This is a genomic window from Hyphococcus sp., from assembly GCF_965267305.1.
In the GTDB taxonomy this organism is placed as follows: Bacteria; Pseudomonadota; Alphaproteobacteria; order Caulobacterales; family Parvularculaceae; genus Hyphococcus.
In genome coordinates, this window is the sequence record NZ_OZ253945.1 from 1,604,700 (window position 1) to 1,624,595 (window position 19,896).

Below are 19,896 nucleotides of genomic sequence, written 5' to 3' on the forward strand. Positions count from 1 at the left end.
TGCCCGACCCCTTTTTCTGTACGCGCCGACGCCCGCCGCCGGCTACTCTATGACGCGTAATTTTCGGTTTTGCTCTTGCTCAGCCGGCGTCTCGGCTTCGCTTTTTTTATTCCGCTCGCCTTTCGGCATCTCCAACGCGCCGAGCGCCGCCATACGGTTCCGCCGCGCTTCGGCGTCGGCATGAAACGGATAAGCGGCTGGCGCGTCGCGAAAACTTTTCATGACCTGGCCAAGGCCTTGCCATCCGCGCGCGCGCGCCCGGCGCACCTGTTCAAAATCGATTTCAAGAGCGATGATTTCCCGGCCCGCACCGCATTCGTGAAGCAACTCGCCACCGGGCCCGTAAAAAACCGACCGCCCGTTGCCTTGCTCCCCCGCCACATTCACGTCGATGAAATAGCACTGGTTGATCGCCGCATTGGCGCGCGCAATCGAAAGCTCCACATCGCGGTCAATCGTGTTGGTCATGGTCGGCAGCAAAATCGCTTCCGCGCCCATGGCCGCCAGCGTGCGCATGGCTTCCGGGAACCACATATCGTAACAGATGGCGACGCCGATCCGTCCTTTGCCGGGAATGTCAAAAACAGTGTGTGATTGTCCGTAGGCGATGTTTTTTTCATAAGGCAAGAATGGAAACAGCTTGTCGTGTTTGACGACAAGCGCGCCTTCCGGATTGAACACCGGCGCCGTATTGAAGATCTCATCGCCGCGGCGCTCGTAAAGAGAGCCCGGCGCAAGCCAAACGCCGAGTTCGCGCGCAAGGCCGGCAAGGGCTGTTTCCGTGGGACCGCCTCGCGGCTCGGCCTTTGCGGGATCGGCGCCATGAATCGCAAGCTCGCCGCAGACGACGAGATCGACCCAAGGAAACCGCTTTACGACAGCGCGGATTTCAGACTCGACCAGGGCGAAATTGCCCTTTTTCTCGCCAGCAAGCTGGATAGCGGCCAGTCCCAGTATGCTCATCGCACATCCCAATCAGGGCGAAGTCCGGCCAATCCGGAATGTTTCGGCCCAGAATTGAGCTTCCCTGAATTGCCCTTTCACCATTAGGACCAGGTTGGCGAAATCAATGGGGCCAGATTGACCGCCCTCGGCTTAGCTTCCGCGCTCGGCTCGCGCGATCAGCGCGCTGTCGACCTTCTCTCCCGACTTGTTCAGCCAGTGAAGATTGTCGCCGGAAACGGCGACATGAAAAGCGGCTTCTTCGCCATAGGCCCAATTTTTCCAGCGCCGAATCCACAGGTCGCCTTCTATTCGCCAGACGCCTTCATCGCGGTCTTCATTGGCGTAGCCAGCACGGCCCCGCAACGTTCCATCCGCCTTGATTTCAATTGTGCAGGGCTCGCCATAGACCGTTTTGTAGAGCAGCGTGGCGCCCGTCACGGCTTTTCGCAATTTATGCTCATCCAACCATTCTTCATGCGGCTGATTGTTTTCATTCCCGCTTTCTGCGCCAAGACTGCGCATGACCTTCGATAGCAGCTCGATGCCCGGCCGGATTTTGTCAGCCGGAAGACTCGTCACGCCAAGCCGGAACATGTTGCGTCTTTGGGCGTTGTCGCCAAAAAAATGTTTTGCCGGCTCGATTAGTATTCCCTGACCTTCAGCGGCTGCGACAAGGCTGTCTGCATCAAGACCTTTTGGCCCCGTCACCCAGTAAGCGGTGCCGCCGGCAACGGGCGGAATCGCGATGGAAAGAGGACGATAGTGATTGAGAGCGTCCCGCAGCGCAATCAGCCGCTGCTCATACACTTTCGCCAGGCGCCCGAGCATGGCGTCATAATGGCCTAGGGAGAGAAAAAACGCGGCGGTGCGCTGGTTGTTCGGGGATGGGCGGCGGGTTGTCAGGTCGCGCAATCGCCGCGCTGTGGCGATCACATCCGGCGGCGCCACCAGAAATCCCAGACGGACGCCCGGCGCCAGCACTTTGGACAGTGACGCCGCGTAAATGACTCTGACGCCGTTATCGAGCGCATACAATGATGGAAGATTTTCGTGAAGATAATTCAACTCACACTCAAAGTCGTCCTCGATTATGAGAAAGTCCTTGGCATGCGCCGCCGCGAGCAACTCCTTGCGCCGCTTCAGCGACATGGTGACGCCCGTCGGACGCTGACGGCTTGGCGTTGTGTAGACAAGAGCATATTTGCGCCGAAGCTTTTCCGTCTCCAATCCTTCCTCATCCACAGGGATAGAGTCGATATTGGCACCGCGGAGCCGGAAGAGCTCGCGAATCTCACGTTGGCCAGGCTCTTCGACGCCGGCGATGCTGGATGGTTCGGCAAATAATTCGATCGCCAGCGCCAGCGCCTGCTGTTCGCCCGCGGTAATGAGGATTTCGTCAGGCGCGGCTGAAATCCCCCGGCGCGGCAGCAGTTTCGTCCTGATCTGATCAATCAGCGCGGCGTCATCTGCATCGCCATTATCCGTCGACCATTCCTCAACTTCAGTGACTGCAAGCGCCAGCCGGCTTGCCTCACGCCACTCCACGACCGGGAAAAGCGAACGGTCATAGCAACCCTCAATGAAAGGATAACGATATTTTTGCCAATCGGGAGGGCTGCGGAAATCCCGAATGTCAGGCACATTCATACGAATGCGCTCCCAGCTCGCAGAGCGCTCTTTTCGTCCTTCCTTGCCAATTATAACCCCGGCGCCGCGAGAAATGAGCGGGCGCTCGGCGACGAAAACACCGCTTCGCTCCCGGGCCGTCAAATGCCCCTCGGCGATGAGTTGCTGATACGCAAGAAATACGGTGTTTCTCCCGACGCCAAGCTCATCCGCAAGCCGCCGCGACGAGGGAAGTCTGGCGCCGATTGTAAGGGCCCCCTTGTTAATCGCTTCGATTATCCGTGTGCGCAATTGAGTCTGTAACGACAAACTGCTTTCAACATCCACACGCAGCAAGGGCGCGATAGATTTCGTCGTGATTTTACGTTTCAACTCATTTTCTTCGTTTAGTTCCAGTTGATTATATCATAGTCATACTTTCCCGGTCCCAAAACAGTTTTCTGCCGCCTTTCGGATAAGGCCAAACGCACGCACTCTGCTTTACGACGGAGCGGGGCAATGGGCCGCGCCTTAACACATCGCGATCTGTTAAGGCGAAAGAAATTGCCGGTGACGAAAAAGCTAATCAGCAAATGCACATCAGTTCATCTCGGGCTGCTGATACGCCCCTGGAAAAGGTTCTGAGATTTTGGGTAGAGTCCGCCAACCTGAGGAAGGAGACGGACGATCCGCAAGTCGCATTGTCGGAAGACCAAATCATCTCAGCCCAGGCGGGGCGAGAACGGGATGGCGGAGTCCGCCACAAGGCGGCGTTGAAAGGCATTCGAGGAAAAAGCTGAGGGCCCTGCAGGCGACGCGGGTGGCGGCTTTCCCTCTGGAGATACGATTCCAACAACATTAGGCGGCGCTCGGCTCTGAGCGGACAATCACCGGCTACCACGCGCCGTCTCATTTCTAACACCGCCCGAATGAGCAAAACCCAACCGCCGACGCTGGATCACGCTGGTCGATAGTCGGGGGCGCGATAATAAGCATCGTGCGAGCGTTGCCCTTTCGCCTTCATCTGTTTCACATAATCGCTGCAAAGTGTTTCCAGGGATGGAAAGACCTCTTCATTCGACGGGAGTTCGAGACCGGCTTTGGCGTTTTCGCTGATAGCATCGAGGAGCCGGCTCACGCGCGTCGGCAAGCGAAACCAAAGGATAGTCCCTGATCGTCTTAGGCGCCTGCTTGCCGCCCCGTTTTGTGACGACCGAGCATTTTCGCGAAACAGCGGACACGCGGAGGCGAAGTCCGCGCACTAGGACATCGCCATATTCCTCGCGACCTCGTGCGACCTTAAGTGTGCGCAGCCAGCGGTCGGTCATGCGTAATGTCTTCATCTCGGAAAGCGCTACAATCCCGCGGGACGCCAAGCGTTTGCAAGGTGACCCAAAAAAGTGACCCAAAACAGGTAGAACGCCAGAAACAGGGTGACCCAATCAAACTGCCGCAATTTAATCGATTAATTTTATTGAATCTTTGGTGAGCCCAGATGGATTCGAACCATCGACCTACTGATTAAAAGTCAGTTGCTCTACCAGCTGAGCTATGGGCCCACGGGACGGCGGCGAACACTGGAGCAAAGCCCGGCATTAAAAAGCCGCCCACGGGTCTCCGTGAGGCGGCGACCGCCCGAGAAGGCGCGGAACATAGTTGCGGCCCCCCGCCCGGTCAACCGATTCGTCGCCGGAATTTTCGCCCATTTTCACACAATGGTTTCGCCGGTCGCGGCGCGGAAATCGGCGACGAAATCGGCGAAGCGCCCCTCCGCTATGGCGCTCCGCATCCCCGCCATAAGCTCCTGATAATAATGGAGATTGTGCCAGGTCAGCAGCATGGGGCCGAGATACTCCCCGGCGCGGAAGAGATGGTGCAGATAGGCCTTCGAGTAATCCCGGCTCGCAGGGCACGCGCTTTCCGGGTCGAGCGGCGCCGGGTCGTCGGCGAAAGCCGCATTCTTGATGTTGATCGCGCCCGCTTTTGTCCACGCCTGGCCGTGACGGCCGGAACGCGTCGGCGCAACGCAATCGAACATATCGACGCCCCGCGCGACGGCGCCAACAATATCCGCCGGCTTGCCGACGCCCATGAGGTAACGAGGCTTCGCCTGATCCATATGGGGCGTCGTGAACTCGAGCACGCGGAACATCTCCTCGCGGCCCTCGCCCACCGCAAGCCCGCCGATAGAATAGCCGGGAAAACCGATCTCCATCAGCTTGTCGAGGCTTTCCCGGCGGAGGTCTTCGTAATTGGCGCCCTGAACGATGCCGAACAGCGCCTGGCCCGGTTTCGATTTTTCCTCGAAGGCGCGTTTCGACCGTTCCGCCCAGCGCACCGAAAGCAGCATCGACTCGCGGGCTTTGTCATGTTCGATGGGGATGGCCGGGCATTCGTCGAGCTGCATCTGAATGTCGGAACCCAAGAGGCATTGAATTTCAATCGAGCGTTCCGGCGTCAGCATGTGTTTCGAGCCGTCGATATGCGACTGGAACGAGACGCCCTCCTCCGTCAGCTTCCGAAGCTTCGAAAGCGACATCACCTGAAAGCCGCCGCTATCGGTCAGGATCGGATGCGGCCAGTTCATGAATTTGTGCAAGCCGCCGAGCGCCGCGACCCGCTCCGCCGTCGGGCGCAGCATCAGGTGATAGGTGTTGCCGAGAACGATGTCGGCGCCGGTTGCGCGCACATGATCGACCATCATCGCCTTCACGGTTCCCGCCGTGCCCACCGGCATGAAGGCGGGCGTCCGGATTTCGCCGCGCGGGGTCGCGATGACGCCGGTGCGCGCCGGACCGTCTGTTGCGTTCAAGGAAAAGGAAAAATCGGCGGCCATCAGAACATCCTGCCGCCTTTAGGCACATTCATAGAGGGCCCAAGCAGCACCACTTCGCCATTCTCATCAGGCAGGCCGAGCACCAGCACCTCAGACATGAAGTCCGCGATCTGGCGCGGCGGGAAATTCACCACCGCGATCACCTGCCGGCCGATCAGGTCTTCTTCTTTATAATGCACAGTGATCTGCGCGGAGGATTTCTTGACGCCAATCTCGGGCCCGAAATCGACCCAGAGCTTCCAGGCGGGCTTACGTGCTTTTGGAAACGGCTCCACGCGTTCGATGATGCCTGTGCGGATATCGACCTTCAGGAAGTCATCGAAGGAAATCCCGGTCATGATTTTTGCCCCGCCAGATCGATCAGCGCCTGAACCGTGTTCCAGTTTCGCGCCGTGGTCTTTGTCTTCAAAACCCTGTCGGCTTTCTCGGCGATTTTCGACGCCGCCAGCCCCTTCGGCGTATGGAGATAAAGAACGCTTTTTGCGAGCACGAACTCCTCCGGCGCCGTTTTCACCTCGGCGAGCCCCGTTTCGGCGCCCTTGTCCGGCGCGCCATCGAGAAAAAACAGATGAACGGATTTCGGCTCTGCTTTCGCCTGTTTTTGATAAGGACAGGCGGCGGCGGCCTTCTTCAGCGCAGCGGCGGTCATCACGAAGGTGTGCGGCTCGAACCCGAATTTCTTTTTGATCGCCGCGGCGATCTCCGGCCCCTTGGTCTTGCCGTCATAGACGACATTGCCGCTCTGAATATAGGTGCGGACATTTTCGCAGCCCATGCCTTCGAGAAGCTTCGCCAGTTCCTTCATGGGCAGCTTGTTATGGCCGCCCACATTGACGCCGCGAAGAAGCGCGATCTTCTGCGTCATGACGCGCGCTCCAACAGGCAGGCGTCGCCATAGGAATAGAAACGGTATGTGTTTTCGATGGCGTGGGCGTAGGCCGCTTTCATCGCGTCGGTTCCCGCGAAGGCGCAGACCAGCATGAACAGCGTCGAGCGCGGCAGGTGGAAATTGGTCATCAGCATGTCGACGGCTTTAAACCGGTAGCCTGGCGTAATAAAGATGTCGGTCTCGGCGGCGAACGGATTTACCGTTCCGGCTTCCGTCGCCGCGCTTTCAAGAAGACGCAGGGAGGTGGTCCCGACCGCGATAATACGCCCGCCTTCGGCCCGGGTTTTGTTGATCGCTTCGGCTTGTTCTTCCGTGATCTCGCCCCACTCGGAATGCATCTTGTGATCGGCGGTGTCCTCTGCCGTCACGGGCAGGAAGGTGCCCGCCCCCACATGCAGCGTGATCGTCATCTGGTTGACGCCGTTTTCTTTCAGTGCGGCGACGAGATCCGGCGTGAAATGGAGGCCCGCCGTGGGCGCGGCGACGGAGCCCTCCTCCTCCGCGAACATAGTCTGATAGCTCGCCTTGTCTTCTTCGCCCGCCGGGCGTTTGCGCGCGATGTAAGGCGGCAAGGGCATGACGCCGGCTTTGTCGAGGGCGGCGAAGAAGTTTTCGCCGTGCGTGTCGAACTGCAACTCCGCTTCGGCGCCATCGCGCGCCACCACTTCCGCAGACAGCGCTTCCCCGAAACGGATGACGTCGCTCATGCGAATGCGTTTCGCCGGACGCACGAAAGCGCGCCAGCGATCGCCGCCGAGGTCCTTATGCAAGGTCGCTTCGATAGAGACCGGCTCTCCGCCATTACGCCCGGGACGCTCACCGAAAAGCTGCGCCGGAATGACTTTTGTGTCGTTGGCGACGAGGAGGTCGCCGGGCCGCAACAGCGAGGGCAGATCCCTGATTATACGATCATCGACACCGGAAAGCTTCACATGCAACAGACGCGCGGAGTCGCGCGGGCGCGCGGGTTCAAGCGCAATCCGCTCCGGCGGCAGGTCGAAATCGAACAGGTCTACACGCATGGGGGCTGGTCATGCCGCCTAAAGGCGGGAAACGCAATCCGCCGCGATTTCAAAGGAGCGCCGCCGCGTCTGGTGATCGTATATCTGGCCGGAAATCATCAGCTCGTCCGGCTGGTGGCGGTCGATAAAGGCCTTCATCTCCCGCGTCACTTTCTCGGGCCCGCCGATGAAGGAGCAGGAGAGGATTTCGCGCAGCATGCCCTGCGCCTGCGGGGCGAGCGTTTCGAAATAGCCTTCTTTCGGCGGCGGCAGCTTGCCCGGCCGGCCTGTGCGCAAATTGACGAAGGCCTGATAGAGCGAGGTGGCGATGAGTTCCGCCTGTTCATCGCTCTCCGCCGCAACGACATTTGCCGCCAGCATCAGATGCGGGCGCGGCCATTTCTCCGAGGGCTGATAATTGGCGCGGTAAAGCTCGATCGCCTGCACCAGCGCCGCAGGTGCGAAATGCGATGCGAAGGCGTAAGGGAGCCCCAGATGCGCCGCGAGTTGCGCGCCGTAAAGGCTCGATCCCAGGATCCAGATCGGCACATGGGTTCCAGCGCCCGGCACCGCCTGAAGGTAACCTTCCTCCGGCTCTCCGAGAAACGCCTGCAATTCGACGACGTCATGAGGAAAGCGGTCTTCACCCTGTTCGCGCATGGGACGGCGCAACGCGCGGATCGACGCCATGTCGCCGCCGGGCGCGCGGCCGAGCCCCAGATCGATCCGATCCGGATAAAGCGAAGCGAGCGTGCCGAACTGTTCGGCGATCAGCAGCGGCGCATGATTGGGCAGCATGATGCCGCCGGCGCCGACGCGAATGGTTTTCGTGCCCTCCGCCACATAGCCGATGACGACCGATGTCGCGGCGCTGGCGACGCCCGGAATATTATGATGCTCGGCGAGCCAGTAGCGCTTGAAGCCGAGCCTCTCCGCAAGCTGTGCGAGGTCGCGCGCATTCAAAAGCGCCTGGCGCGCATCGCCGCCTTCTATGACAGGGCAAAGATCAAGAACGGAAACCGGGATCATGACGCGAACTTAAGCGCGCCAGGCTCGTGCGCCAAGCTCAGATCGAATAAGTGTCGTAATAGAAATTCTGGTCCATGGTTTCCGACGGCGAGGATTCCTTGCAGGAGCCCACCGGCTTCGCCGGCACGCCGGCGACGGTGCAGTGCGGGTCCACCGGTTTCAGGACGACGCTGCCAGCGGCGACTTTAGCGCCCTCGCCCACAACAATATTGCCGAGCACCTTGGCCCCGACGCTGATCAGCGCGCCGCGGCGGATCTTCGGATGGCGGTCGCCGCTTTCTTTGCCCGTGCCGCCGAGCGTCACATTCTGCAGGATCGACACATCGTCGCCGATCTCCGCCGTTTCGCCGATGACGATCCCGGTGGCGTGGTCGATAAAGACGCCCTTGCCGATTTTCACTGCCGGATGAATATCAACGGCGAACAATTCCGACATGCGGCTTTGCAGATAAAGCGCCAGCGCCTGACGGTCGTGACGCCACAGCCAGTTGGCGACGCGCTGCGCCTCCAGCGCGAGATAGCCTTTGAAATAGAGAAACGGCTGCATGTATTCATGGCAGGCGGGATCGCGGTCGAAGACCGCGCGCAGATCCACAAGCGCAGCCTCGACCATGGCCGGTTCGCTTTTATAGGCCTCGGCGCAAACCTCCCGCCACAACATGGCGTTCATCTCCGCGTCGGAAAGCTTCTGCGCAAGGCGATAGGAAAGCGCGACCTCGAAGCTCGAATGGTTGAGGATGGTCGCATGAAGAAAGCTCGCCAGCACCGGCTCCGCCGCCGCGGCCGACGCCGCCTCGACGCGCATTTTCGCCCAGGTCTGATCCTTCGTCAGCGGGACGACATTCGCAGATGAGTTTGCGGAAGATTTCGCCATGATCGTTTCCTCGATCGTTTCCTCTCAGGGCGCGGAGTTTCCTATTTTCGGGCGGCGCCCGCAAGCAGCAGGTGCGAAATAGGCGCAGGCAATTCCCCGCGCAAGGCCTTGGCGTAAGCCGTCAGCGCCATCACGATTGTGAGACTGTCAGTGACTTCGCCTGACATCACCATTTCTAAAAGGTCTTTGAAGGAGACCTTCTTCACGGTTAACGCCTCAGACGGTTCCGGCGCGGCGGCGCCTTCCGACAAGTCCCAGGCGAGAAAACAGACGGCGCGTTCATCGGTCACGGAATTCGAAATGTCGAAGCCGCAAAGCGGCGCCCATTCTTTCGCCGAAAGCCCCGTCTCCTCGGCCAGTTCGCGCTGCGCCGAGATGAGCGGATCAACATCGCGTTTGCCGCCGCCTTCGGGCAGCTCCCAGCTATATTTGTCATGCGGGAAACGGTGCTGACCGACGAGCGGAACATTTCCCTCAGCATCAATAGGCAAAACGCCGATCGCAAGGTTTTTGAAATGGACGACGCCATATTCGCCCGGCGATCCGTCGGGATGAATGACCTTGTGATCGGTGACGGTGATCCACGGATTGTCGAACGCCTTGCGCGCGTCCGTCACACGCCACGGGCCGATTTTCCTTTCCTTGCTCATTCGCCTGTTGTCGCTGAGGCGACAGGACGAACGGGAATGCTCATTGCACAGATATCCACATGGCCTGGGCGGTAGTAAAAGAAATCCTCCGGCCGGTTACGGCGCGACTCAACCAAATCCGCAAACGTCTCCGTATCGGTGCGCAGGATTTCGAGCCTCGGCCGCTCTTCTTCGGGTAGGTCCGCGGCGACGTGCATAGAGATAATCTCTTCGCCCCGGTCGTCTTCTTCCGTCTCCGGCGGCGCGACCCGGCGCAGCAACTGCACATGCTCCATGCCGTCGACCACATGGCCGAAGGCGGTGAGGTTGCGGTCGAGATAACGCTGCGGCTGAAGCGCGATGTAAAACTCCGTGCCGCCTGAATCGCGTTCATTGCCGCGCGCCATGGCCATAGCACCGGTGCAGTGAAGCTTCCACACCGTGTCGCCCTCGACGCCCACAGGTTCGGAGTCGACGAAGCCGACTTTTTCAGCGTAACCATCCCCATCCTTCATCGGCGTGAAGATCATTTCAGTTGTGAGCGGCTCGTCGAACTCCCCGGCAACGGTTTTTGCGGCCGATTTAATCTCACGAGTCTCAAAAACATCGCCGCCCTGCGCCACGAAACCATCGATGACGCGATAAAAGCTGAGCCCGTCATAGAAGCCCTCACGAGCGAGGGCTTTCACTTGCGCGACATTCTTTTGCGCCAGTTTTTCCGACAGGGCGACGACCACGCGCCCGCGCTCCAGCTCGATCACCAGCAGGCTTTCCGGATCAAGCGCGCGCCAGTCCTCCGGCGCCGACTCCGCCACGATCTGGCCGGGCCCGCGTTTTGGGGCACTGTCGCCGTCATCCCTTGCGTCGTAAACTTCTCTGTCGATCATTTCTACGGGTTCGCCATCTCCGGCCGGAGAACAGGCTGCCGCCAGCAATATCAGCATCAGGAATAGTTTTCTCATGAGCCCCCTCACCCCCGTCCGCGATAGGGCGCGACGCCGGGTTCCGGCAGCCATACGCCCTTGGGCGGCTCGCCGGTCTGATAAAAGACGTCGATGGGAATGCCGCCGCGCGGATACCAATAGCCGGCAATGCGGAGCCATTTCGGTTTTGCCGCGGCGACGAGGCGCTTCGCGATGTAGACCGTGCAGTCTTCGTGAAAGGCGCCGTGATTGCGGAAGGATGTCAGGAACAGCTTGAAGGATTTCGACTCGACGATGAGCTTTCCCGGAACATAGTCGATCACGAGGTGAGCGAAATCGGGCTGGCCCGTCACCGGGCAGAGGCTCGTGAATTCCGGCGCCGTAAACCGCGCCACATAGAGTTCGCCCGCCTGCGGGTTCGGCGCGGTCTCGAGCGTCGCCCGCTCCGGATCGGCGGGCGCGGCGGTCTGGCGCCCGAGCTGGGTCAGGCTTGCCCCTTTCGCTTTCACCCTCGACTTGGCGGGTTTGCTCCGGTCGATGGCGTCGAGGGTTTCGAGCGTCGCGGCCTTGCGGGCGGCGGGTCTTTTTGATGCAGTTTTCTGGTTCGTTTTCTGGGCCATAAGCGATATCCTTTCGGCCTTGATACCGGCGCCCGCGCCCCACCGCAAAGCCCTGCGCCCGCCGCCCCAAGGCGGCCTCTCTCCGTTAAGCAAAATCGGCGGAAAACGGCCCTCCAGGCCCATGGACAAGCCCGCCCGCTCTGGCTATAAGCCGCCCTCCGCGCGGTCCCGGCCCCGCATGCCCAGGTAGCTCAGTTGGTAGAGCAGCGGATTGAAAATCCGCGTGTCGGTGGTTCAAATCCGCCCCTGGGCACCATTTCACTAATGAAATCAAATCGTTAAAATACAATCGCGATCCGCAGCGGCGCGCTTTTCGGTGCGCCTTGGTTTTTGCGCTGACCGCAAGTTCGTTTCTGTTAGGCCTCACCCTTTAGACTGATGCGGGACAAAGCTGCGGGTAGAGGATTTTTCGCAGGATTTGCTCTTAGCTCTATGAGGGACCGTTCGGGCGCGGGACCGGCAAGCAGGCCAGCAAGTAAGGATGAGGAGACAGCGATCGGTGGACGGCCGGGGCCATCACGAAGCAAAAGACGCGTTGATCGCAACGTTCCTGCGGCACCGGGAGCGGCTTCGCCGATTCATCGCACGCCTCGCCATCCGGCCCGAAGATGTGGACGACATTCTTCAGGAGACGTTCATTAACGCTTTCGGCGTCACGAACCCCTCCGCGATCGAGTCACCGCGCTTTTATCTCTACGCAGTCGCGCGGCGCGCCGCCTACCGCGAACTGAAGCGCCAGTCGGCGCGCATGGCGCAGTCGCTGGAAGAAGCCTGTGAACAAGGGGGAGAACCCGCAGCGGACGGCGTCGTTATCGACGACGCCGTCTATGCGAAAATGTATTTCGAGGCGCTGGCGAATGTTGTCGGCGATCTCCCGCCGCAATGCCGGCGGGTGTTCGTCTTGCGGAAAGTCTTCGGCTTTTCGCACAAGGAGATTTCATCCTCGATGGGCATTTCGATCAGCACCGTCGAAAAACACTTGGCCCGCGCCATGATCCGCTGCAGCGAGGATCAGCGGCTGCGCGCCTTTAACGAACCGGACGACACGGCCGCAGGAGAACCGGCCGCAAGACGCAGCGAGTAGAACCATGGCTTCCGTAATCAAGATTGTGGACAGACAAACCGTCGAGGCGGAGGCGGCCGCGTGGCTGGCCCAGCTCGACGGCGGAAAACTGTCGCCCGCGGATCATGCGGCGTTCCGCGAATGGGTGGGACGCAGCCCCGATCACCGCAAATGCCTGACGCGTATGGCGCGCATGTGGTCCGGGATGGATGAACTGATCGAGGCCCGCATCGCCGAAGCGATGGAGGCGCGGGCGGAAAAGACGCGCGGCTTCGGCCTCGCCGGCGCCCTCGCCCAGCTTTATCCGGCGCGCGCTGCGGCGGCGTTCACGCTTCTGTTCTGCGCCGTTGCGCTATCGGCCGTCATGATCGCCTACGGGCCTTTCGGCGCGCACGCGCCCGAGAAAGCGGTCTACGCCGCCGCCATCGGCGAGCAAAAAGAGCTGACCCTCGACGACGGCAGCGTCGTGCGCCTCAACACCGGCAGTTCGGTTGAAGTCGACTTTTCTGCCGAGGAACGTTCGGTGCGCCTCCTCGACGGGGAAGCCTGGTTCGATGTCGCCCATGACGAGAAAATTCCCTTTGTCGTTTACGCAGGCGACGGCGCGGTGCGCGCCATCGGCACCTCCTTCGCCGTGCGCAAGCGCGACGATGTGGTGGATGTCACGGTGACAGAAGGCCGGGTCGTTCTTTCCACCATTCGCCGGGACGATAATGGAGGGGAGCCGCTGCCCTATCCTCTTGCGACGCTCGAAGCGGGACATCAGGCTTCTTTCGACGAGCAGGTCGAATCCGTCGGACGTCTCGAAACCGAAGAAATCGAACGCCGCCTTTCCTGGCGCGAAGGTTTTCTGACCTTCGACGGCGAAGCCCTTGGCGATGTGGTCACGGAAATCAGCCGCTATACGACGGTGGACATCATCATCGATGACGAAAGGCTGCGCGATCTTCGCGTCGGCGGATATTTTCAAACCGGCGACATCGACACCATGCTCGAAGTCCTGGAGCAATCCTTCGGCGTCGCCCATCGCTGGGACGGAAAGGAGATTGTGCGTCTGACTTCCGCCGGCTGATGCAGCGGGCGAAATTTTTTCGGGCGCCGATAGCGGATTTTTCGGCGCCCGCGCTCTTACATAACAGGCCCAGAATCGCCGCGGCAAAGACGGCGGAGATGGGCCGGGGTAGGGAATGCTTTTGAGGGGCCTGGAGCGCGCGAGCGCATTATTGACGGTTTGTTTCGCCGCAACGCTGTTTTTCGTTGCGGGCATGTTTTCTGTAGCTTTTGCGCAAGAGGGGGAGAAAATCCATTTCTCCATCGAAGCGCAAAACGCCGCGGCAGCGCTCAACAAACTCGCCGAACAGGCTGGCGCCCCGATCTTGTTTCCCTATGACCGCGTGAAGTTGCTCGAAGCCAATGAGCTCGATGGCGATTACACGCTTGAAGAAGCCCTGCCCCTGCTGCTCGACGGCACGGGACTGAAAGGGTCGGTGAGCGAGCGCGGGGCGATCATCGTTTCGCATGTTGAAACAAATGCGCGGGAGGGAAAATCCGTGATGAAAAAATCTACTTTGCTGACGACGGTATCGGGCGTGCTGGCAATGCTCGCCCCAGCGGCGGCCCAGGAGGGCGCGGAGGGGCGCGGCGGCAATCTCGACGAGATCACCGTGACCGCCCGGCGCGTCGAAGAAAACCTTCAGGACACGCCGGTTTCTATTTCAGCGTTCTCAGCGGAAGCGCTCGAGCGCCAGCAGATCGAGGGAACCGAAGACCTCGACATGATAACGCCGAACCTTCAGTTCACCAGCTACGGCCCGCTGACTGGCAACAACTCCGCGGCGCAGGTCTTCATTCGCGGCATCGGCCAGACCGATGCAACGGCTGCGGTCGATCCCGGCGTCGGCATCTATATGGACGATGTCTATCTCGGCCGAGCGGTTGGCGGCGCCATGGAGTTCCGCGATATCGCCAATGTTCAGGTTCTTCGCGGGCCCCAGGGCACGCTTTTCGGCCGCAACACGATCGGCGGCGCGGTGCTCCTGACCACCAAGGACCCCGGCGATGAGTTCGGCGGAGAGGTCAGGGCGCGCACGGGAACCGACGATCTCATTCAGTTTTTCGCCGGTCTCGATCTGCCGCTTTCGGACACGCTCGGCGCGCGCGTATCGGGCGGTTTGAGAAAGCGGGACGGTTATGTCACGCGCACCTTCGATGGTCTCGATCTCGGCGACGACAACACTTACAATCTCAACGCAACGTTGCGCTGGGAGCCAACCGCCAACTTCTCTTTCAAGATCAAGGCCGACTACGCCAATGAAGACGAAAACGGGTCGCCCTTCGTCTTCACCGATATCAACGAAGCCCAGGTCTTTCCCATCGCCGTCAGCGTCGGCGCCGGCTGCCCGGGGGCTTCCTTCCCGCCGCCAGCGCCGGTCCCGATGATAAACGATCCGCGCTGCGCGAACGATTTCTACAATCAGGGGCCGTTCACCAATGGCGGCAACGCGCCGGTGACAAGCACGCTCGAAAGTTGGGGCGTTTCCGGCCAAGCGGCGTGGACCGTAAACGATGCGCTTACGCTGAAGTCCATCAGTTCATACCGAAATCTTGAGTGGAAAGGGGTTCGTGACGCCGACAACACGCCCTTCAACATTCTCACCACGAATCTGGAGAGCGAGAGCGAGCAGTTCAGCCAAGAAGTGCAGGCGCTGTTCGATTTCGGCGCTGTGAATGGCGTCGTCGGCGGCTATTACTTCGACGAAGACACTTTCGACTTCACGCGCGTTCAGTTTTCGCCGCCAATTCCGCCGGTTCTCGCCGGAGGGCCGGGCGTTCTTGATGTGCAGCTTGTCGATCTCGGCACGAAAAGCTTCGCCTTCTTCACCCAGTGGACATGGGAGCTGACCGAGGCGCTCGGCGTCAGCGGCGGCGTCCGCTATACGGATGAAGAAAAGTCCATGCAGGCGACAATCTATAACGCCGGCGTGGCGCCAATCGACTTCATGCCCACAACGCTGCCCACGACCGTAACCACCGAAGGCGGATCGCTGTTTATTTTTCCCGACCAATATGTCGAGAACTTTTCCTCGGTGATCGGCTCCGCATCGCTGCAATATCGCTGGAGCGATAACTTCCTGAGCTATTTCAGCTGGTCTCAGGGCTTCAAGAGCGGCGGCTTCAATGAGCGCTACAACGCTCCCACCGTCGATCTCAATACAGGCATCCCCAACAATCAGCCAATCTTCTTCGATGAGGAAACGGCGAACACTTATGAAATCGGTTTCAAGTCCGATTTCGGCGGGGTTTTCCGGCTCAACGCATCGGGCTTCCGCACCAAGTATGACGATATCCAGCTTATCTATCGTCTTGGCATCGTGCCGCTCCTGTTCAACGCCGGCACGGCGACCATCTCCGGCTTTGAAGCAGAGTTCACCTACGCGCCAAACCAGGATTTCATTGTGGACGGCAGCGTCGGCCACCTTCGCGACAAGTTCAAAGACATCGTAGACGTGCCGCTGACGACAGCGACAGTTGGGCCGGATAACTCGTTGCCCTTCACGCCGTCATGGACGGGGCATATCGGGGCGTCCTATACGTTCCACCTGACGGGCGGTCTCGAAGTGGCGCCGCGCGCCAACCTCGCGATTACGAGCTCGCAATTCTTCGACGCCGCCAACACGGTCGAAGTTGCGCAGAACGACACCACTGTCGTTCTTAACACCTCGATCAAGATTGCCGACCCTCAAGTCGGTTGGGCCCTGACAGTCGGCGTCAACAACGCGACGGACGAGCTGTACCCGGTGGCGGGCAACGCCTCGCTCTCGACCTCCACAGGTTATGCGGAAAACATCTATGCACGCCCGCGCAACTGGTTCGTCGAATTGAGCTATGAATTCTAATCTCCCGCCCGAAACATGGTGAGAAAGACCTGCGCCGCGCATTCTACGGAATGCGCGGCGTTCTTTTGTTCCACAATCTCGTTTAGGGTATCCTTAGAAAAACCGCTGCACGATGCGGATAGTGTCGCCTGGCTGCAGCACTGTCGTCGGCGTAAGCTTGTATTTCTTCTCCTCCTCACCCGCGTGATGGAGGACGTAGAACACAGAGCGGTTGGCGCGATAGGTGAAGCCGCCGGCTTTCGCCACCGCCTGCATCACCGTCATCGCCTCGCCATATTCATACTCACCGGGGCGGTTCACCTCCCCGAGAATGTAGACCGGACGGGCATTGGTGACTTCGACGCGCACCTGCGGATCCTGCAGGTAGCGGCCGAGATAGGCCTCACGGATTTTCACCTGCAATTCGTCCGTCGTCAGGCCGGCCGCCCGGACTGCGCCAGCAAGCGGCAGCGTCAGCGAGCCAAGTTCGTCAATGCGATAGGCGCCGGTAAGATCGGGCTCGTCGAAAATGGTGACGCTCACGCCATCGCCCGCAGCGAGCCGATAGGCGAGATCCTCTTCACCGACTTTCATCACTTCGCCGCCAGTGGCGCAGGCGGTCAGAAAAAGCCCCCAAAGGCTGATGAGCAGAACACGCATGCTTACGCTCCCCGCCGTCGTCACCGATATGCCCTTCGATGATAGACCGCTCTCTTCGCAAGTGCAATAATCGCCCCCGGCTTCTTTTCTTCCCCCTCGCAGGTCTCGCCTGATGACTGACATCTACATCAACGGGCGCTTTCTCATGGCGCGGCAAAGCGGCGTGCAGCGCGTCGCGCGCCGGTTGGTGCTCGCGCTTGACGCATTGCTCAACGAAAACCCCGACGCGAAACATCAATACATTCTTGTCTGCCCGGAAGGAGACACCGATCTCGCGCTTCGCTCCATTTCCATGCTGCGCCTGCCCTCCAAAGGACAGTGTTTCGAACAGGCGGGGCTGACGAAGGCCGCCGCCGGCGGGCTGCTTGTCAATCTCGCGAACACGGGCCCTGTCGCGCACAACAACAGCATTGTCATGATGCATGACGCGCAAGTCTGGACCGCGCCGGACAGCTATTCGCGCGCCTTCAGGCTCTGGTACAAAATCATTCAGCCTCTGCTTGGCCGACGGGCCCGGAAAATCCTGACTGTGTCAGCGTTTTCAGCAGGCAATCTGATGGAGCATGGGGTCGTCAAAAAACCGCCGGCGGTCATTCACAACGGCGTCGATCACATTCTCGATGCAGAGGCCGAGCCGCGTATTCTTGATCGGCTTGGCGTCGCCTCGAATTCATATGTCTTCGCTTTCGCCTCGCCGCAGCCGCATAAAAATGCAAAGCTTCTGCTTGATGTGGCGAAGCTTCCCGGCGCCCCGGCGATGGTGCTGGCGGGCGCCTTGCCTGAAGGCGAAACAGCGCCGGACAATGTCAAAATGACCGGGAAGATCAGCGACGGCGAACTGCGCGCGCTTTATGAAAGCGCGCTTTGCTTTGCGCTTCCGTCAACCACGGAAGGTTTCGGCCTGCCTGCGGGCGAAGCCATGACATGCGGCTGTCCCGTTCTCGCCGCCAACGCCGGCGCCCTGGCCGAAGTCTATTCCGGAGCTGCCGTCATGCTTCACCCGCACACGCCGGCGCAGTGGCTTTCAGCGATTGCAGATCTCGCGGGCGATCCGGAAAAGCGCGAGGCGCTGATCGACAAGGGACGCCAGCGAGCCGCTGCTCTCACATGGACCCGCGCCGCCGAGAACCTTCACCGGCTCATCGATGAAACCCTCAAGGAAGATACGCGTTAAAGCGTAGCAAAGTGATCGTAAATCCGCTGGTCGAGCGCGCACATTTCTTTCAGTTTCCGCATGTCGGCGTCTGAAAAATCATATTCCTTCTGTTTCCTTTCAGAGCCGATGTTTCTCTTCGGCAGGGCGATCCGGACATTAAGCTTATCCCGGCATTCACGGGAAAAGGCTTTCTGATCTTCCAGAATGCCGACAACCGAAAATTTTTCCAGATTTTCAATCGCCCTCTCCGCCGCATCCTCGATGTTGTCCCTGGCGGCCCAGGGCTGTTCGCCGAAAAAATAGCAAAGCACATGACTTTCGACCCATCCCCGCCGGCTTTCGAGAAATGCCGAGAAGGGAATTTTTCTGCAGCGGGGATCAAAATGATAATGGGAAATAAAGCGGTCTATAGGATCGCGAAGCAAAGTGATGAAGTGGAACTCTTCCCCGTATCTGGAAATGAATTTCTGGTCGATGGGCGCGTGGCCCTGAATGTAATGCGAGCCGCCGGAAGCGTGATACGCCATCAGATCGCGCTTGAAGCGCATGGCTTCAGCAGCGCTGACGCCCCGCAACGCTTCCGAACTCGCTTCTTCGCTCACCTTGAAAGACGAAAGCGGGTAGCGCGCCCTGAAAGAATGAGACAGGGATGTTCCACCACACTTCGGCACATGAACAAAGATGACTTTGTTTTTGTACAAGACATCCTTGATGCTCCGCCATTTTTTGGCGGCGCCCGACAAATTCACTGATTTGACCAATGTGTTCAGCATGACTAATTCCCGAGCAAAATCTGCTTTATCTCAACCTCATGATAACGTCTGGCCAGGCTTTGCTTCTATTCGGCGGCGCTTTTCGTCAGTGTAACTGGCGCCCAGTACCCTTCCACCCGGCCAAGAAAAATATTGCCGAGTTCGACCGTCTTCTTAAAACGCCCGCAAACCATATTGAACGGCATTTTCGCCAAAGGCCGAGCCAGCCACATCATCAATGACGTTGTGGAATATTCGTGGAGCCGCAGAACCCTGCCCAAACCCCTGGCGTACCCTCTCGCTTTTTTAATGCTCGCGCGGTCAGGTCTTGCTTTTGTAATATCCGCGTGATGCCCGAACAAATCAGGATCGTAAAAAGCCTTGGCGCCGCAAGGCAACGCGCGCAGAACAATATCCTGACCCTCGCAAGCCTGAAACGGCGTGCTCGCCCCGACGCCGATATCCTCATCATATCCGCCGACAGCGTGCAAAATATCCCGGCGAAAAAACGCCACCCATTCGATTTGAGTTGTAAACACATTTTTTCTCGTGATCTGCTGGCGTGTTTTTTCGAAGCGGCCGTTGATAGAGCGACCGTTCATGTCAGCAGCGCGCCCAGTGACAATGTCTGCGCCCAATTCCTCGAGCAAGCGCATTCCCGTGGACAGAAAATCCGCCGGATACCAGCAATCATCGTCCGGAAAAAGCACAGCATCTCCTTGCGCCTGTCGCCAGCCGGCGTTGCGCCCGCGGCTCAGGCCGCGCTGACGCGGCGTATGAATGCGCCTTAACGGAAAGCCCCAGTCAGGCCGGATAAACGCTGCCAGGCGATCGTCGTCATTCTGGTCTACGACAATAACTTCAAAATCATCGAAGGTCTGCGCGGCGAGGCTTTCAAAGAGATTGTTGAGATCACTGGTCCGCCCAAGGGTGGAAATAACGAGAGAAAGTTTCATTGTAACCGCCCTCTGTTTTCGACATTGCGGTTAAACCCGGGAGAGAATTCAAAGCCTCTCACAGTGGCGCGTGCTGCCATAAC

19 protein-coding genes and 2 tRNA genes are annotated in these 19,896 nt (G+C 59.5%); 5 read left to right on the plus strand and 16 right to left on the minus strand.

The window, feature by feature from the left end; translation table 11 throughout:
* Positions 1-42: 42 nt before the first annotated feature.
* From ACQY5P_RS07575 to queF, 13 genes are all read right to left on the minus strand, one after another.
* Complete coding sequence (locus tag ACQY5P_RS07575; protein ID WP_428410130.1) at positions 43-963, minus strand: carbon-nitrogen hydrolase family protein; 921 nt, start codon at positions 961-963, stop codon at positions 43-45.
* A 132-nt stretch (positions 964-1,095) separates the two neighbouring features.
* Positions 1,096-2,943 (minus strand): PLP-dependent aminotransferase family protein, encoded by a 1,848-nt coding sequence (locus ACQY5P_RS07580; protein WP_428410131.1) that lies wholly within the window; start codon positions 2,941-2,943, stop codon positions 1,096-1,098.
* Positions 2,944-3,508: 565 nt separating this feature from the next.
* Entirely contained in the window at positions 3,509-3,688 is a 180-nt protein-coding gene (locus ACQY5P_RS07585; protein ID WP_428410132.1) for a hypothetical protein, read from the minus strand.
* Between the two features lie 345 nt (positions 3,689-4,033).
* Positions 4,034-4,109: transfer RNA gene (locus ACQY5P_RS07590), tRNA-Lys, on the minus strand.
* Positions 4,110-4,258: 149 nt separating this feature from the next.
* Positions 4,259-5,386: a tRNA guanosine(34) transglycosylase Tgt gene (gene tgt / locus ACQY5P_RS07595; protein WP_428410133.1), complete on the minus strand. Its 1,128-nt coding sequence runs from the start codon at positions 5,384-5,386 to the stop codon at positions 4,259-4,261.
* Positions 5,386-5,724: a tRNA-binding protein gene (locus tag ACQY5P_RS07600; protein ID WP_428410134.1), complete on the minus strand. Its 339-nt coding sequence runs from the start codon at positions 5,722-5,724 to the stop codon at positions 5,386-5,388. Before ACQY5P_RS07600 ends, tgt begins: the two co-directional genes overlap by 1 nt.
* Positions 5,721-6,251 (minus strand): DUF1697 domain-containing protein, encoded by a 531-nt coding sequence (locus ACQY5P_RS07605; protein ID WP_428410135.1) that lies wholly within the window; start codon positions 6,249-6,251, stop codon positions 5,721-5,723. Before ACQY5P_RS07605 ends, ACQY5P_RS07600 begins: the two co-directional genes overlap by 4 nt.
* Entirely contained in the window at positions 6,248-7,297 is a 1,050-nt protein-coding gene (queA, locus tag ACQY5P_RS07610; protein WP_428410136.1) for a tRNA preQ1(34) S-adenosylmethionine ribosyltransferase-isomerase QueA, read from the minus strand. Before queA ends, ACQY5P_RS07605 begins: the two co-directional genes overlap by 4 nt.
* 18 nt (positions 7,298-7,315) lie before the next feature.
* Entirely contained in the window at positions 7,316-8,305 is a 990-nt protein-coding gene (locus ACQY5P_RS07615; protein WP_428410137.1) for an LLM class flavin-dependent oxidoreductase, read from the minus strand.
* Positions 8,306-8,342: 37 nt separating this feature from the next.
* Positions 8,343-9,179 (minus strand): serine O-acetyltransferase, encoded by an 837-nt coding sequence (gene cysE / locus ACQY5P_RS07620; RefSeq protein ID WP_428410138.1) that lies wholly within the window; start codon positions 9,177-9,179, stop codon positions 8,343-8,345.
* 41 nt (positions 9,180-9,220) lie between these two features.
* A complete protein-coding gene (locus tag ACQY5P_RS07625) occupies positions 9,221-9,829 on the minus strand; it encodes an NUDIX domain-containing protein (protein ID WP_428410139.1) in 609 nt (202 codons plus the stop codon).
* The gene (locus tag ACQY5P_RS07630) at positions 9,826-10,770 is read right to left on the minus strand and encodes a peptidylprolyl isomerase (protein WP_428410140.1); all 945 of its coding nucleotides are present in this window, start codon (positions 10,768-10,770) and stop codon (positions 9,826-9,828) included. The genes ACQY5P_RS07625 and ACQY5P_RS07630 overlap by 4 nt, the downstream gene beginning before the upstream one ends.
* 8 nt (positions 10,771-10,778) lie before the next feature.
* Positions 10,779-11,351, minus strand: coding sequence for a preQ(1) synthase (gene queF / locus ACQY5P_RS07635; protein WP_428410141.1), 573 nt, complete (start codon positions 11,349-11,351; stop codon positions 10,779-10,781).
* 180 nt (positions 11,352-11,531) lie between these two features.
* Here queF and ACQY5P_RS07640 point away from each other — a divergent pair.
* The 4 genes from ACQY5P_RS07640 to ACQY5P_RS07655 all read left to right on the plus strand — a co-directional run bounded on the left by ACQY5P_RS07640 (position 11,532) and on the right by ACQY5P_RS07655 (position 16,310).
* Positions 11,532-11,607: transfer RNA gene (locus ACQY5P_RS07640), tRNA-Phe, on the plus strand.
* A 225-nt stretch (positions 11,608-11,832) separates the two neighbouring features.
* Positions 11,833-12,435, plus strand: coding sequence for an RNA polymerase sigma factor (locus tag ACQY5P_RS07645; RefSeq protein WP_428410142.1), 603 nt, complete (start codon positions 11,833-11,835; stop codon positions 12,433-12,435).
* A gap of 4 nt (positions 12,436-12,439) precedes the next feature.
* Positions 12,440-13,486: a FecR family protein gene (locus tag ACQY5P_RS07650; protein ID WP_428410143.1), complete on the plus strand. Its 1,047-nt coding sequence runs from the start codon at positions 12,440-12,442 to the stop codon at positions 13,484-13,486.
* Between the two features lie 115 nt (positions 13,487-13,601).
* Positions 13,602-16,310, plus strand: coding sequence for a TonB-dependent receptor domain-containing protein (locus ACQY5P_RS07655; protein WP_428410144.1), 2,709 nt, complete (start codon positions 13,602-13,604; stop codon positions 16,308-16,310).
* Between the two features lie 93 nt (positions 16,311-16,403).
* Here the strand turns inward: ACQY5P_RS07655 and ACQY5P_RS07660 are convergent, their stop codons facing one another.
* Positions 16,404-16,949: a polysaccharide biosynthesis/export family protein gene (locus tag ACQY5P_RS07660; RefSeq protein WP_428410145.1), complete on the minus strand. Its 546-nt coding sequence runs from the start codon at positions 16,947-16,949 to the stop codon at positions 16,404-16,406.
* Positions 16,950-17,061: 112 nt separating this feature from the next.
* Between ACQY5P_RS07660 and ACQY5P_RS07665 the strand changes: the two genes are divergently transcribed.
* Positions 17,062-18,123: a glycosyltransferase family 4 protein gene (locus ACQY5P_RS07665; protein WP_428410146.1), complete on the plus strand. Its 1,062-nt coding sequence runs from the start codon at positions 17,062-17,064 to the stop codon at positions 18,121-18,123.
* On the opposite strand, the gene ACQY5P_RS07670 is transcribed toward ACQY5P_RS07665, so the two are convergent.
* Together ACQY5P_RS07670 and ACQY5P_RS07675 are read right to left on the minus strand one after the other, a co-directional pair.
* The gene (locus tag ACQY5P_RS07670) at positions 18,120-18,878 is read right to left on the minus strand and encodes a sulfotransferase family 2 domain-containing protein (protein WP_428410147.1); all 759 of its coding nucleotides are present in this window, start codon (positions 18,876-18,878) and stop codon (positions 18,120-18,122) included. The genes ACQY5P_RS07665 and ACQY5P_RS07670 overlap by 4 nt on opposite strands.
* Positions 18,879-18,943: 65 nt before the next feature.
* Positions 18,944-19,813 carry a glycosyltransferase family 2 protein gene (locus tag ACQY5P_RS07675; RefSeq protein WP_428410148.1) on the minus strand — a complete coding sequence of 290 codons (870 nt, stop codon included), beginning with the start codon at positions 19,811-19,813 and terminating at the stop codon, positions 18,944-18,946.
* Positions 19,814-19,896: the final 83 nt, after the last annotated feature.

Bases quoted from the DNA above. Each gene is read 5' to 3' on its own strand.
- ACQY5P_RS07575 (WP_428410130.1), bottom strand. From the start codon at position 963: ATGAGCATACTGGGACTGGCCGCTATCCAGCTTGCTGGCGAGAAAAAG.
- tgt (WP_428410133.1), bottom strand. From the start codon at position 5,386: ATGGCCGCCGATTTTTCCTTTTCCTTGAACGCAACAGACGGTCCGGCG.
- ACQY5P_RS07600 (WP_428410134.1), bottom strand. From the start codon at position 5,724: ATGACCGGGATTTCCTTCGATGACTTCCTGAAGGTCGATATCCGCACA.
- ACQY5P_RS07605 (WP_428410135.1), bottom strand. From the start codon at position 6,251: ATGACGCAGAAGATCGCGCTTCTTCGCGGCGTCAATGTGGGCGGCCAT.
- queA (WP_428410136.1), bottom strand. From the start codon at position 7,297: ATGCGTGTAGACCTGTTCGATTTCGACCTGCCGCCGGAGCGGATTGCG.
- ACQY5P_RS07615 (WP_428410137.1), bottom strand. From the start codon at position 8,305: ATGATCCCGGTTTCCGTTCTTGATCTTTGCCCTGTCATAGAAGGCGGC.
- cysE (WP_428410138.1), bottom strand. From the start codon at position 9,179: ATGGCGAAATCTTCCGCAAACTCATCTGCGAATGTCGTCCCGCTGACG.
- ACQY5P_RS07625 (WP_428410139.1), bottom strand. From the start codon at position 9,829: ATGAGCAAGGAAAGGAAAATCGGCCCGTGGCGTGTGACGGACGCGCGC.
- ACQY5P_RS07630 (WP_428410140.1), bottom strand. From the start codon at position 10,770: ATGAGAAAACTATTCCTGATGCTGATATTGCTGGCGGCAGCCTGTTCT.
- queF (WP_428410141.1), bottom strand. From the start codon at position 11,351: ATGGCCCAGAAAACGAACCAGAAAACTGCATCAAAAAGACCCGCCGCC.
- ACQY5P_RS07645 (WP_428410142.1), top strand. From the start codon at position 11,833: ATGAGGAGACAGCGATCGGTGGACGGCCGGGGCCATCACGAAGCAAAA.
- ACQY5P_RS07650 (WP_428410143.1), top strand. From the start codon at position 12,440: ATGGCTTCCGTAATCAAGATTGTGGACAGACAAACCGTCGAGGCGGAG.
- ACQY5P_RS07655 (WP_428410144.1), top strand. From the start codon at position 13,602: ATGCTTTTGAGGGGCCTGGAGCGCGCGAGCGCATTATTGACGGTTTGT.
- ACQY5P_RS07660 (WP_428410145.1), bottom strand. From the start codon at position 16,949: ATGCGTGTTCTGCTCATCAGCCTTTGGGGGCTTTTTCTGACCGCCTGC.
- ACQY5P_RS07665 (WP_428410146.1), top strand. From the start codon at position 17,062: ATGACTGACATCTACATCAACGGGCGCTTTCTCATGGCGCGGCAAAGC.
- ACQY5P_RS07670 (WP_428410147.1), bottom strand. From the start codon at position 18,878: ATGCTGAACACATTGGTCAAATCAGTGAATTTGTCGGGCGCCGCCAAA.
- ACQY5P_RS07675 (WP_428410148.1), bottom strand. From the start codon at position 19,813: ATGAAACTTTCTCTCGTTATTTCCACCCTTGGGCGGACCAGTGATCTC.